The 13226-nt window shown below is 70.0% G+C and carries 13 protein-coding genes; 8 read left to right on the top strand and 5 right to left on the bottom strand.

Annotated elements, in window-relative coordinates; genetic code table 11:
* The first annotated feature begins 3 nt into the window (after nucleotides 1–3).
* The 3 genes from E1294_RS16230 to E1294_RS16220 are packed head-to-tail and all read left to right on the top strand — an operon-like array spanning nucleotide 4 to nucleotide 2763.
* Nucleotides 4–1197 (top strand): L,D-transpeptidase, encoded by a 1194-nt coding sequence (locus E1294_RS16230; RefSeq protein WP_132509353.1) that lies wholly within the window; start codon nucleotides 4–6, stop codon nucleotides 1195–1197.
* 54 nt (nucleotides 1198–1251) lie between these two features.
* Nucleotides 1252–1683: an NfeD family protein gene (locus tag E1294_RS16225; RefSeq protein ID WP_132509352.1), complete on the top strand. Its 432-nt coding sequence runs from the start codon at nucleotides 1252–1254 to the stop codon at nucleotides 1681–1683.
* Nucleotides 1684–1686: 3 nt separating this feature from the next.
* Nucleotides 1687–2763, top strand: a complete 1077-nt coding sequence (locus tag E1294_RS16220) for an SPFH domain-containing protein (RefSeq protein WP_132509351.1) — start codon at nucleotides 1687–1689, stop codon at nucleotides 2761–2763.
* A gap of 73 nt (nucleotides 2764–2836) precedes the next feature.
* Here E1294_RS16220 and E1294_RS16215 read toward each other — a convergent pair whose 3' ends face one another.
* The 4 genes from E1294_RS16215 to E1294_RS16200 all read right to left on the bottom strand — a co-directional run bounded on the left by E1294_RS16215 (nucleotide 2837) and on the right by E1294_RS16200 (nucleotide 6096).
* Nucleotides 2837–3367: a hypothetical protein gene (locus E1294_RS16215; RefSeq protein ID WP_132509350.1), complete on the bottom strand. Its 531-nt coding sequence runs from the start codon at nucleotides 3365–3367 to the stop codon at nucleotides 2837–2839.
* 363 nt (nucleotides 3368–3730) lie between these two features.
* On the bottom strand, nucleotides 3731–4312 hold the full coding sequence (locus E1294_RS16210) for a hypothetical protein (protein WP_132509349.1): 582 nt from the start codon (nucleotides 4310–4312) through the stop codon (nucleotides 3731–3733).
* Nucleotides 4309–4896, bottom strand: coding sequence for an RNA polymerase sigma factor (locus E1294_RS16205; RefSeq protein ID WP_220447774.1), 588 nt, complete (start codon nucleotides 4894–4896; stop codon nucleotides 4309–4311). The genes E1294_RS16210 and E1294_RS16205 overlap by 4 nt, the downstream gene beginning before the upstream one ends.
* A gap of 21 nt (nucleotides 4897–4917) precedes the next feature.
* A complete protein-coding gene (locus tag E1294_RS16200) occupies nucleotides 4918–6096 on the bottom strand; it encodes a Gfo/Idh/MocA family protein (protein ID WP_132509347.1) in 1179 nt (392 codons plus the stop codon).
* Nucleotides 6097–6255: 159 nt separating this feature from the next.
* Between E1294_RS16200 and tdh the strand changes: the two genes are divergently transcribed.
* The 5 genes from tdh (at nucleotide 6256) to E1294_RS16175 (ending at nucleotide 10967) form a co-directional block, all read left to right on the top strand.
* Nucleotides 6256–7323 carry an L-threonine 3-dehydrogenase gene (gene tdh, locus E1294_RS16195; protein ID WP_132509346.1) on the top strand — a complete coding sequence of 356 codons (1068 nt, stop codon included), beginning with the start codon at nucleotides 6256–6258 and terminating at the stop codon, nucleotides 7321–7323.
* Nucleotides 7323–8492, top strand: a complete 1170-nt coding sequence (locus E1294_RS16190) for a glycine C-acetyltransferase (protein WP_132509345.1) — start codon at nucleotides 7323–7325, stop codon at nucleotides 8490–8492. Before tdh ends, E1294_RS16190 begins: the two co-directional genes overlap by 1 nt.
* A gap of 119 nt (nucleotides 8493–8611) precedes the next feature.
* Nucleotides 8612–9514 carry a LysR family transcriptional regulator gene (locus E1294_RS16185; protein WP_132509344.1) on the top strand — a complete coding sequence of 301 codons (903 nt, stop codon included), beginning with the start codon at nucleotides 8612–8614 and terminating at the stop codon, nucleotides 9512–9514.
* A 59-nt stretch (nucleotides 9515–9573) separates the two neighbouring features.
* Nucleotides 9574–10119, top strand: coding sequence for an RNA polymerase sigma factor (locus E1294_RS16180; RefSeq protein ID WP_132509343.1), 546 nt, complete (start codon nucleotides 9574–9576; stop codon nucleotides 10117–10119).
* Nucleotides 10116–10967: a hypothetical protein gene (locus E1294_RS16175; protein WP_132509342.1), complete on the top strand. Its 852-nt coding sequence runs from the start codon at nucleotides 10116–10118 to the stop codon at nucleotides 10965–10967. The genes E1294_RS16180 and E1294_RS16175 overlap by 4 nt, the downstream gene beginning before the upstream one ends.
* Before the next feature lie 426 nt (nucleotides 10968–11393).
* Here E1294_RS16175 and E1294_RS57195 read toward each other — a convergent pair whose 3' ends face one another.
* A complete protein-coding gene (locus E1294_RS57195; RefSeq protein ID WP_132509341.1) occupies nucleotides 11394–13151 on the bottom strand; it encodes a YfjP family GTPase in 1758 nt (585 codons plus the stop codon).
* Nucleotides 13152–13226: the final 75 nt, after the last annotated feature.

Genomic DNA, 13226 nt, shown 5'->3' with positions numbered 1-13226 from the left:
GACATGCGGCGTGTCATGGTGACCGTTGTCGCCTTCCTCCTGGTCTGCGGCTGCGCGTCGTTCCCGGCCGAGACCTCGCCCGCCCCGCCGGTGGTGCGCGTGTGGCCGCCCCTCGACGCCCAGCGCGCCCGCACCGACCGCGGGCTGGTGATCAAGGTGCGGGGCGGCGCGCTCACTCAGGTCATGGTCCACGAACGCGGCGAGCCCGTGCCCGGCGGGCTCGACCGATCGCGCACGGTCTGGCGCTCCGACTGGACACTCAAACCCGCGGCCGAATACACGGTGAGCGCCACGGCCACGGTCGCCGGCGGCCCCACGACGGTGGCGCTCGGCCGCTTCCGCACCCGCGCGGCCGGGCGCACGTTCAAGGTGGCCGCCACCGCCCCGCTCCCCGGAGAGACGGTCGGCACGGGCATGCCGATCATCATCGGCTTCGACACCCCCGTCGAAGACCGGGCGGCCGTCGAGCGCGCGATCGAGGTCACGGCCGAGCACCCGGTGGAGGGCGCGTGGCGGTGGACCAGCGACACGCGGATGGTCTACCGTCCCCGGGAGTTCTGGGCGCCCCGGCAGCGGGTCACCGTCACGGCGCACCTGGCGGGCGTCCGCGCGGCCGACGGTCTTCACGGCACGGTCGACTCCACGTTCGTCTTCACCGTGGGCCGCTCGCAGACCAGTACGATCGACACCAGGACACACCAGATGGTCGTCCGCCGCGACGGCCAGATCGTGCAGCGCATGGCCATCAGCGCCGGCATGGCCACCACTGACGAATACACCACGACCAGCGGCATCCACCTGACCATGGACAAAGGCAATCCGGTCCGCATGGTTTCACCGGGCCGTGACGAGGGCGAGCCCGGCTTTTACGACATGATGATCGAGCATGCCGTACGCATTTCCGACACCGGCGAATACGTGCACGCCAAGGACAACCTCTGGGCGCAGGGCCGGGAAAACGTCAGCCACGGGTGCATCAATTCCCGGCCAGACCAGGCGGAGTGGTTCTACACCACCACCCTGCGCGGCGATCCGGTCGTCATCACGGGCACCGACCGCACCCTCGAATGGGACAACGGGTGGGGTTTCTGGCAACTGCCGTGGGAAAAATGGCGGAAAGGGAGCACGACACCTGACCCAAGCGATCGACACGGCGAAACCATGGGTGCCGCAAGGGTGAATCCAGGACTACCTTAGAGCTAGGGGAACACCCGCCGGTGCAGGCCCGTTATTCTAGTAGGAGGGCCGGACATGGATGAATGGATCATCTGGGTAATCCTCGCTGTCGTCCTGGGCGTGGCCGAAATTTTCACGCTCACGGCCTCGCTCGGGCTCCTTGGTGCGGCTGCTCTCCTGACCGCCGCCACCGCGGCGCTGGGCTTGCCCGTTCCCCTGCAGTTGCTGTTCTTCGCCGCTTCGTCGGCGGCCGGCCTGCTGGTGCTCAGGCCCATCGCGATGCGCCATATCAAGCAGCCGGCGCTGCAACGATTCGGGGTGGAAGCACTCGTCGGCAAGCCCGCCTATGTGGTCTCGGAGGTAACGGGCCGTGACGGTCGCGTGCGCGTCGGGGGTGAGGAGTGGTCCGCACGCGCATACGACGAAACCCTGGTGATCCCCACAGGGGCGACCGTCGACATCATCGAGATCGAAGGGGCGACAGCCCTCGTCTATCCCCGGGAGTGACTCATGGATCCGCTCTTGCTGGTCGGCATCTTCATCATACTTTTCGCGGTGTTCACCGTGCTCAAAGCCGTGCGGATCATCCCGCAGGCGCGGGCGCGCAACGTGGAGCGGCTCGGCCGTTACCACCGCACTCTCAAGCCCGGCCTCAACTTCGTCATCCCCTACATCGACCGCGTCTACCCCATGATCGACCTTCGGGAGCAGGTCGTCTCCTTCCGCCCTCAGCCCGTCATCACCGAGGACAACCTGGTCGTCGAGATCGACACCGTCCTCTACTTCCAGGTCACCGACCCGCGCGCGGCGGCGTACGAGATCGCCAACTACATCCAGGCCGTCGAGCAGCTCACCGTCACGACGCTGCGTAACGTCGTCGGCTCCATGGACCTGGAGAAGACCCTGACCTCCCGCGACACCATCAACAGCCAGCTGCGCGGCGTCCTCGACGAGGCCACCGGCAAGTGGGGGCTGCGCGTCAACCGCGTCGAGATCAAGGCCATCGACCCGCCGAAGACCATCAAGGACGCGATGGAGAAGCAGATGAGGGCCGAGCGCGACAAGCGCGCCGCCATCCTCAACGCCGAAGGCCAGCGGCAGTCGCAGATCCTCACCGCCGAAGGCGAGAAGCAGAGCCGCGTCCTGCGAGCCGAGGGCCAGCGCGCGGCCGCCATCCTGGAGGCCGAGGGCCAGTCTCGCGCCATCGACCAGGTCTTCCAGGCCGTCCACCGCAACGACCCCGACCCCAAGCTGCTGGCCTACCAGTACCTCCAGGTGCTGCCGCAGCTCGCTCAGGGTGACGGCAACACGTTCTGGGTGATCCCGAGCGAGGTCACGTCGGCGCTGCAGGGGGTGTCGAAGGCGTTCACGGAGGCCCTGCCGAAGTCGACGGCCACCCGCGAGGACATGCCGGACAGCTCGGCCGCGGAGGAGGAGGCCGCCAAGGCCGCGGAGGCCGCGGCCGAGGCCGTGGCCGACGCCCAGGAGGCCGAGAGCCCGAAGGGGCCGCGTCAGCTCACGCAGGGCGCCCGGGAGCCTGCCCCGTTCCCCGACCTGGACAAGAAGCCGACGGAGGCCGAGCGCTGAGGCTTTCGATCAAGGAGCGTCGCTCCGGGGCGGCCGGCAGGTCAGTTGAGGGGTGAAGCCGACCGCCACCGGATCACGAGGCGATCTCGTAGATGCGAGCCACCTGGGCCTGCCGATGGGCGTCGCGCGCCCGGCAGGCCAGTTTGACCGCCGCGTCGGCGATGACGATGTCGCGGTTCGCCGGAGCGATGTCATCGCCCATCTTGGTGCGCAGCCACTCTGAGATCTCGGCCCAGGAGTAGAGGCTGATGTGGTCAGCCTCGATCAGCGGCTTCGGGAAACCACCGGGGCCGCGCTGGCCCGCGGCGAGCTGCCGGAGGCTGGCCTGTGTGCGGCCTCCGTGACGGCGCGCCGCGTCTCCCAGCGTCACCCCGTCGTCGTGGCCGACGCCGGTGGCCCAGAGACCGGGGACCGTCCTGATCTGGATGAGCACGGATGCGATCGCGTCCAGCAAGGTCTCCGCCTCGCGGTCGCACATGACGTAGGTCCTGCCATCTTTGAGGCTCGAAACGCTGCAGTCATCGAGACCGGCCTCGAACAGGGCGTCCAGCTCCTTATCTGTGGCTGCGCGATTCAGGGTGACGCGGAAGTCCCACGTGATCATGACCTCTCCTCGTTCTTTGCGCACTCCGCGTGCTCGCTGACCCATCGGAGAATGCGCTTCGCGTGGTTGCCCGGGTTGCGCGGCGTGCACCAGACTGACTGCGCAGGGTCACCGCAGGCGCATTCGATCCATCCCCAGCGGTGACCGTTGTGGCTTTCCACCACGGTCAACCACTCGAACTTGCGGATCACCCTGAGGGCCGCATTGATCTCGTTGTGCTGATGTCTTCCTCTACTGACCATGTACCAACTTTGCAACAGTGTTGCACGGTTAGTACGGCGATTCCAACCCTGGCGTTCCAGCCAACGCACAACAACGCCCGCCACACGATCTTCTCGTGTGGCGGGCGCCAAGGTCCTGGGATCAGTGCATCAGAGGCGCGTCCGTCGTGTCCACCAGCTCGCACCCGGCGATCGGATCCTGCCCCACCCGGGCCCAGATCCCCGCGACGACCCCGCCGTCCTTCTCCGAAACGCTGAACTCCAGAACCCCCGTCCGCCCCTCGCCGATCACTCGCGGGTCGATGGTGAAGCCCTGCCCCATCCGATCTTCGGGCGGCGGGAACACCGCCAGCGGCGCCTCCTCCTTGCTCAGGAAGTGGCTGCTGCGCGGCTGAGGGCTGCACTTCTTACCCATGGGGATGTAGGTCACCACCACGTTCGCTCCCATGGCGCGCAGGTCCTTCTGGAGCTGCTCGGGATTCTTGACCTCGTTGATGGTGATGTCGATGAGGCCGTCAGGACGCTTTTCCACCGCGTACGCGGGGCTGCCGCCGAAGAGCAGCGGCACGGCCACCGCGGCGGCCGCCGCCAGGCCCAGGACGGGCGCCAGCACGGCGAGGCGCGGGACCCTCCGCTTCGCAGGCTTGTCGATCTCGGTCATGACGAACTCCTTGAGCAGTCGGCGACGGCCCTCGGGAAGATCACGTTCGGCCGGCCAGTTCATCGGATCTCCTCCTTGTCGGGGCCTCTGTCACCTACTACCTGTCGGCCCGTCGGCGGCGGTTCCCCCGCGGCGGCGAGTTTCTTGCGGGCCCGCGACAGCCGCGACTTCACCGTGCCGACCGGGACGCCCAGCGCTTCGGCCGCCTGGGCGTAGCCGAGGCCCGCCCAGACGCACAACGCGAACACGTCCTGCTCCTGGCGGCGCAGCCGGCCGTACGCCGCACGCACCGCGGCCAGCCGTTCGGCGTCCTCGATCCGGCCCGCCACCTCGTCGGCGAAGTCGGGCACCGACTCGCCTCTGGGCAGCCTGGCCAGGGCGTCGTCGTGCCTGCGGGCGGCCCTGCGCATGTTGCGGGTCACGTTGGTGGCGATGCCCAGGAGCCACGGCCTCAGGGAGCCGCCGTCGGGGTCGATGCGCCCGCGTAACCGCCAGGCTTCGAGGAACGTCAGCGCCGTCACGTCCTCGGCCGTGGACCAGTTGGCGGTCAGGCGGAAGGCGTGGTTGTACACGGCCTTGGAGCACTCGTCGAAGAGCTCACCGAAAGCCGCCCTGTCTCCATCCCGGATCCGGGTGCGTATATCCACATATATCTACTGTCCGCCCGCCTACTCCGGTTCCACCTGCCCGCGGTCGAAGTACTCGGCCAGTTCGGGGGCGAGGTCCGGCACGTCGTACGGCATGCCGCCGTTGCGCAGCGACATCGTCGCCATGTAACCGGCCGCCACGCTCATCCGCGCCGCCACCGGCGAGGTGTCCGTCAGGCCGCCGTCCCTGGCGAACCGGAGGAACTCCGCCACGATCTCGGCGTCCGCGCCCCCGTGCGTGCCCTGCGCGGCGGGCACCTTGTACGTGATGTCGCCGTCGCCCCGGTAGCCCGTGGGCCCCGCGTTCCACACCCTGACCGTGTCGCCAGGACCGTCACCGAAGTTCTCCAGGCGGCCCTCGGTGCCGATGACCGTGTAGTTGCGCACGTAGTCGGGCGTGAAGTGGCACTGCTGGTAGGCGGCGATGACGCCGTTGTCGAGGCGCATGTTCATGACGGAGACGTCCTCGACGTCCACCACGTGGTGCAGGTCCCGATGCTCCGACGGTGGCCAGGTGTAGTCCTGGAGCCAGCCGTCCGGCCGTGGTGTGCCGGGGTCGCGGCGCGGCAGGTCGCCGTAGAGCATCAGGTCGCCGAAGGCGTTGACCCTGGTGGTGTAGCCGCCCGCGAGCCAGTGGATCACGTCGAGGTCGTGCGCCGCCTTCTGCAGCAGCAGCCCGGTGGTCCTAGTGCGGTCGGCGTGCCAGTCCTTGAAGTAGTAGTCGCCGCCGTAGGAGACGAAGTGGCGCACCCAGACGGTCTTCGGTTCGCCGATGACGCCCTTGCGGATGATGTCGCGCATCAGGCGGACCACGCCCATGTGGCGCATGTTGTGGCCGACGTACAGGCGGGTGCCGGTGCGCCGGGCGGCGCGCAGGATGCGGTCGGCGCCCTCCACGGTGATGGCCAGCGGCTTCTCCAGGTAGACGGCCTTGCCCGCCTCCAGGCTGTCGATGGCGATGCGCTCGTGCGTGTCGTCCGGCGTCATCACGACGACCGCGTCGAGGTCGTCCCTGCCGAGCAGCTCGTGGTGGTGCTCGGTCAGCAGCTCCGCTTCGAAGCGGCCGGCCTGTCTCTTGAGCACCGCCGGGTCGGCGTCGCACAGGGCGGCCACCACCGAGCCCTTGCCGGGGCGGTGGGCCGCCAGGGCGAGGCTCGTGCGCAGGCCGAGCCCGATGACGCCGATACGCAGGTCGTTCACGAGTGTTCCTTCCGAAGGCGGTCGAAATAGTACAGGGCGCCTGCAACCGGTCGGCGGCGTGAAGCTGTGCTGTGGGGGCACTTAAGAAACCCTCGATGGACACGCTCGAAGGGGAACGGGCACAGTGCGTTACTGATGGTCCGACGTAGGGGGACGCGCATGAAAGCGCTGGTCAAGGAGCGGGACGAACCCGGCCTCGCGCTGGTGGACGTGCCGGAGCCGGAGGTGGGATCCGGCGAGGTGAAGATCCGGGTCCTGCGGACCGGCATCTGCGGCACCGACCTGCATATCCGGAAATTTGATGATTGGGCGCGGCATACCCTGAAACCTCCGTTGATCGTGGGTCATGAGTTCTCCGGCCACGTGGTCGAGGTGGCGCCGGACGTCGAGGACATCACCGCCGGCGACCTCGTCAGCGGCGAGGGCCACCTCGTCTGCGGCAAGTGCCGCAACTGCATGGCCGGCCGCAGGCACCTGTGCCGCAACACGATCGGGCTGGGCGTCCACAGGGACGGCGCGTTCGCCGAGTACGTCACCCTGCCCGCCTCGAACGTCTGGGTGCACCGCATCCCCGTCCATCCCGACGTGGCCGCCATCTTCGACCCGTTCGGCAACGCCGTCCACACCGCGCTCTCGTTCCCCCTGGTCGGCGAGGACGTCCTGATCACCGGCGCGGGCCCGATCGGGCTCATGGCGGCGGCCGTGGCCACCCACGTCGGCGCGCGCAACGTGGTGATCACCGACGTCAGCGACGAGCGGCTCGACCTGGCCCGCAAGCTCGGCGTCTCGCTCGCGCTCAACGTCTCCAGGTCCTCGATCACCGAGGGCATGCGCCGGCTCCACCTGCGCGAGGGCTTCGACGTGGGGCTGGAGATGTCCGGCAACCCGGCGGCGCTCCGCGACATGATCGCCGGCATGACCCACGGCGGCAAGATCGCCATGCTCGGGCTGCCCGCCGAGGAGTTCGCCGTCGACTGGGCCACCGTCGTGACCTCCATGATCACGATCAAGGGCGTCTACGGCCGCGAGATGTACGAGACCTGGTACAACATGTCCGTGCTGCTGGAGAAGGGCCTCGACCTCTCCCCCGTGATCACCGACCGTTTCCCTTACCACGACTTCGACGCCGCCTTCGACACGGCCGCCAGCGGCCGCACGGGCAAGGTCATTCTGGACTGGAGCGCAACGCCGGCCGAAGCGGCCACGACCACCGACAGGAGCGCCTGATGTTCACGAACGTGCGCGAGCAACTGCGTACGACGCTCGACGAGATCACCGAGGCCGGGCTGCTCAAGCCCGAGCGCGTGATCAGCACCCCGCAGAGCTCCCAGGTGAGCGTGGCAGGCCGCGAGGTGCTGAACTTCTGCGCCAACAACTACCTGGGCCTGGCCGACGACCCCACGGTGGTCGAGGCCGCCAAGGAGGCGCTCGACCGGTGGGGGTTCGGGATGGCGTCCGTACGCTTCATCTGCGGCACCCAGGAGGTGCACAAGGAGCTCGAATCCCGCCTGTCCGACTTCCTCGGCATGGAGGACACCGTCCTCTACAGCTCCTGCTTCGACGCGAACGGCGGTGTCTTCGAGACGCTGCTCGACGCCCAGGACGCGGTGATCTCCGACGCGCTCAACCACGCCAGCATCATCGACGGCATCCGGCTCTCCAAGGCCAAGCGCTTCCGGTACGCCAACCGCGACATGGCCGAGCTGGAGGCCAGGTTGAAGGAGGCGTCGGAGGCGCGGCGGCGGCTGATCGTGACCGACGGCGTGTTTTCCATGGACGGCTATCTCGCGCCGTTGCGTGACATCTGCGACCTGGCCGAACGGTACGACGCCATGGTGATGGTCGACGACTCGCACGCCGTCGGCTTCGTGGGGCCCACCGGGCGCGGCACACCCGAGCTGCACGGCGTCACCGACCGGATCGACATCATCACCGGCACGCTGGGCAAGGCGCTCGGCGGGGCGAGCGGCGGCTACGTCTCGGCCCGCAAGGAGATCTGCGAGCTGCTGCGCCAGCGTTCGCGCCCGTACCTGTTCTCCAACTCGCTCGCGCCCGTCATCGCCGCCGCGTCGCTGCGCATCCTCGACCTGCTGGAGACCTCGAACGACGCCCGCGAGCGGCTGCGCGCCAACACCCTCCGTTTCCGCGCCGAGATGACCGAGGCCGGGTTCGCCATCCTGCCCGGCGACCACCCGATCGTGCCCGTGATGATCGGCGACGCCGCCGAGGCGGGCGCCCTGGCCGAGCGCCTGCTCGACCTCGGCGTCTACGTGATCGGCTTCTCCTACCCCGTCGTGCCGCACGGGCAGGCCAGGATCCGCGTCCAGCTGTCGGCCGCGCACTCGGAGGAGGACGTCGACCGCGCGATCCAGGCCTTCATCCAGGCCCGCGGCTGAGCCGCATCCGCACCCGCGCGGACGCCGTCCTCGACGCGCGACGGGGGCCGGGCGGGGGTGCTGGGCACCGAGGTGGACGTCGCGGCCTGTGACGTGGCCGGCCGCAGTATTCTCGCTGCGTGATAGACACGCGGCGGCTGCGTACGCTGCGCGCGGTGGCCGACCACGGCACGGTCACCGCCGCGGCGGCGGCGCTGCACCTCACGCCTTCGGCCGTGTCCCAGCAGCTCGCCGCCCTGGAACACGAGGTGGGCCACCGCCTGCTCACGCGTGACGGGCGCGGCGTGCACCTGACCGCGGTCGGCAAGATCATGATCGCCCACGCCAACGAGGTCCTCGCCCAGCTCGAACGAGCCGAGGCCGAGGTGGCCGCGTACACCACGGGTGAGGCGGGCGAGGCGACCGTGGCCTGCTTCGCCACCGCGATCAGCGCGGTCCTCGCCCCAGCGATCACCGCCCTGCGCACCACCTCCCCCGGCCTGCGCGTACGCGTGCTCGACGCCGAGGGCGACCAGAGCCTGGCCATGCTCCTCGACGGGGAGGTGGACCTGGCGATCGCGGTGGAATACCGGGACGCGCCCGACGCCTCCGACCGCCGATTGTCGCGCATGCCGCTGTACGCGGAGCCGTTCGACCTGGTCCTCCCCCGCGACCATCCCTTGGCCGGGTCGGCCACCCTGGAGTCGCTCGCCTCCGAGACGTGGATCGGCCCCTATCCGGGCAATCCGGTGCACGACGTGATCGCGTTCGCCTGCCGGCAGGCGGGTTTCACGCCGGACCTGGCCCACTGCTCCGACGACTTCCGCGCCGTGGTCGCCCTGGTGGGCGCGGGCGCGGGGGTGGCTCTCGTGCCCCGGCTGGCGCTACGCGACATGGCGCTGCCCGGGGTCGTCGTACGCCACACGCCAGGGCCGGAACGCCGCGTCTTCGCCGCCGCACGCCGCGGCGCCGACTCCCACCCCCTCCTGCACCCGCTCCTGTCGGAGCTCCGCACAATCTCCGACTCCCTCGGAACAGAGTGAAACACATCTCCTTATCCGGACATCTCCTCAGATGTGTTCACCCACCGGAAGGAAATCACATGGGGCCACCCGAGCCCGAGAAACGTTTCGAGGAGATCTACACGGCGCACTATCCCGCCGTCGCCACCTACGTCAGGCGGCGGGCCGGCTCGCCTGACGACATCGCGGATGTGATCGCGGAGACGTTCACCACGGCCTGGCGCCGCCTGAATGACGTGCCCGGCGGGGACGGGACCAGGCTCTGGTTGTACGGCGTCGCCAGACGCGTGCTCGCCAACCACTTCCGCGCCGAGGAACGCAGGACGGCGCTGAGCACCCGGCTCCGCGACGAGGTCGCCACCTGGACCGAGCCGATCGCCGAGCACGACGCCGCGTACAAGGCGTTCGGCCGGCTCCCGGACGACGACCGGGAGCTGCTCTCTCTTGTCGCCTGGGAAGGCCTCAGCGGGCCCGAGATCGCAAAGGTGCTCGGCTGCTCGCGCGGAGCCGCCCGGCTCCGACTGCACCGCGCCCGCAGGCGGCTCGCCAAGGAGCTGGCCGTTCTCGATCCCGACCTCACCGACTACGGCCGGCGTGCCGTCTCCCTCGCGGAAGGCCAGTCATGAACCAGAACATGGATCACGTCGTCACCCGATTCGCGGCTCCGCCCGTAACCGAGACCGGCGAGGGCGCCCGCGAGCTCATGCACGCGATCATGGCGACGGAACCCCCGCCCGCCAAGGCCCGCAGGCGGCCGAACCGGCGGCTCGCCGTCGCCGCGGGCGCTGTGCTGACCGGCGCCGTCATGGCGGCGACCTGGGTGCTGCCGACCTCCTCCGCCTCGGCGCTCGACATCGAGGAGAAGAACGGCTACTACGTCATCCAGATCAAGGACCTCTACGCCAATCCCGAGATCTACGAGACCCAGCTGAAGGACCACGGGCTCGACGTCACGCTGAAGGTGAAGCCGGTCACCGCCGCCTTCGAGGGCCAGGTCTTCCCCACGTCGCCGGACCACAAGTACATCACCGACATCAAGGGCATCTACCCGCCCGGCCCGTGCGACAAGTTGGACGGCTGCGCCATCGGCGTGAAGATCCCCGTCGGCTACACGGACACCGTCGACATCAGAGTCGGCAGGAAGGCGCGGCCGGGCGAGAAGTACACCAGCATCACCTCGTTCGACGCCAAGGGAGAGCCCATGGAGTGCGTCCCCTACCACAACAAGACCGTCGCGGAAGTACGGGACCTGTTGAAGGAGCGCGGGGTGCGCATCGGGAACTTCGTCATCGACGACCCCGACAGCGACGATCCCCAGGACTTCACCGAAGCGAGTTCCGCACCCGACTCCTTGCTCGTCACCGGCGGTGCCCTACGTGAACCCGGGGTGACCAGCCTTCACGTCTCCTCTGTTCCAACGCCCGGCGACGTGGTCGAGAGGCGCTACAGGAAGAACGGCTGCCCCACGTCCTGATCTCAGGATGCGCCGTGCCGGCGGGGGCCGGCACGGCGGGGCCTTCCAGCCGCTGCGACCAACGCGGGCAGATTCCACGTCGGCCCGTCTGGACGACCGAGCCACACCCACTGCCTCTCAGGTGTCACCGTGAGACCGAAGCCGGGTCGGTCGGGCGGCCGCCTCCTGCCACGTCTCGATGGCCTTCTCCACCGCATCCCAGAGGCGAACAGGCCCGTGCTGATACACCGTCCACCCGCCTGTGGACTCCGGCCGGCCCTTTCCGTGGCGGCGGGATGATTGACGTAGCGGCAGTTCGGCAGGATCGACGCGTTGCCGGTGTCCTGGGTGATGCTGTTCGCCGGAGGGCTCGTGCTCAACCCGGCGCTCACCACGTCGTCGCTGCTGGTGGACGAGTACGCGCCTGACCGCAGACCGGGCCCTTGTTCAGGACCGGGCCAGCCTGAGCGCGTCGGTGAAGCGGGCGTACCTGTCCAGCTCCGCTTCCACCGGATCCAGCACGAGATCCTTGCCGACCTGGCCGATGGCCGCGCGCAGGGCCCGGGACGTACGGCGGGCTCTGCGCCTGCCACCGGCCCAGGCGGCCAGCCTCGACAACAGCGCGATCAGCACGCCCGCCAGCGCGCCTCCCACCAGCAGCACCGTCGGCCACGGCACCACACCGGCGGTCGGGAGCGGTGGCTGCGGCAGGCGCAGGTAGTCCATCCCGAACAACACGCCCAGCCACAGCGCGCCGGTCACCATGGTCGCGAACACCAGCCACTGCAGGGCGTTCACCACCCGCCACCACCGAGGTCGCCTGGTCGCGCCGGCGGACGTCCTGGCGACCGTCCTGTCCACCGCGTCCGCCAGGTCCTGGGAGCGCGAGCGCGCCGCGTGCCGCACCGCCGCCGCCCACGGGCCCGGCAGCCCGGACGCGGCCGCCTCACCGACGTCCCTGATCGCCGTCTCAACCTGAGCCCTCTGTACGGCCGATGCCGCAGGAACCGAGGTACGGCCGACGATCTCCCCACCCGGCGCTCCGGCCGCTCCCCCGGCCTCCGTGCCCTCCAGTTCCCTGCCCGCTCTGCCGGTCACGCCACCGGCCGCCACGCCCGGCAGGGCCATGCCGCCGATGCGCAACCGCCGGAGAGGATCCGGCCGGAACCTCCTGAGCCACCTGGTGACCGGCCACCCGGTGGCGACGATCGCCCGGTGCCGGTGCCCTCTGGCCACGGCCTCGACGACCAGCGGCACCCCCGCCGCCTGGGACAGCGCTCCGGTGAGCGCCCTGCCCAGCCCTGCCGTCGGCTTCGCCCCGCCCACGGCGACGCCGTCCGCCGGAGCCTCGTCCGCGCGAGCGGCCGTGCCGTCCGTACGGGGCGACCGATCCGGGCGTGGTCCTGCGGTGGCGAGGCGGGCGGCGGCGGTCGTGACGTCGGCGACCAGCCGGGCGGACCAGGACTCGCGTTCCGAGACCCGGTCCTCAAGGAGCGAGCGCAGTTGGGGCAGCCCCGTCCCGGTCCTGGCGGAGACGGCGAGCACCGGAACGCCCTTCATCCCGTCGTCGTCCAGCAGCCGGCGCAGGTCGCGCAGGCAGCGGTCGACGGCCTGCGCGGGCAGCCGGTCCACCTGGTTGAGCACCACCACCGTCACGTCGCGGTGCGCGGCCAGCGGGCGCAGGTAGCGCTCGTGGAGCGCCGCGTCGGCGTACTTCTGGGGATCCACCACCCACACCAGGAGGTCGACGAGCTCCACCAGGCGATCCACCTCCAGGCGGTGGGAGAGCCGGATGGAGTCGTGGTCGGGAAGGTCCAGGAGGATCAGCCCGGACAGGTCGCCGGCGGTGGTGGAGGAGTGGCGCTGCGGGACGTCGAGCCAGTCCAGCAGCGGGCCGGCGCCCTCGCCGTCCCACAGAGCCGCCTGCGCGGTCGAGGTCGTCGGCCTGGTGACGCCCACGGCCGCCAGCTCCGCACCGGCCAGGGCGTTGTAGAGCGACGACTTGCCGCTGCCGGTCGCCCCCGCCAGCGCGGCCACGGTGTGGCCGACCGACAGGTTGCGGCGTGCCCCGGCCCGCTCGGCGACCGAACGTGCGCCGGACACCGCCTGCTCGGGCAGCCGCCCCTCGGCCAGCGTGGCCGCCTCAAGAAGGGCGGCGAGCCTGGAGTCGAGAGACGGGCCCTCCTTACGGCGCAGCAGCTTCACGGCCTCTCCTCGGGGTCGGGCGGCATCGGGCCTCGCACGGGCCCGGCGGCCGGAAGCTCGGCGGTGGGCGGGTCG

Source organism: Nonomuraea diastatica (assembly GCF_004349015.1).
Lineage (GTDB): Bacteria > Actinomycetota > Actinomycetes > Streptosporangiales > Streptosporangiaceae > Nonomuraea > Nonomuraea diastatica.
Note: the sequence above shows the minus strand (reverse complement) of the source record. Positions and strands in the feature narration are given on the sequence as shown.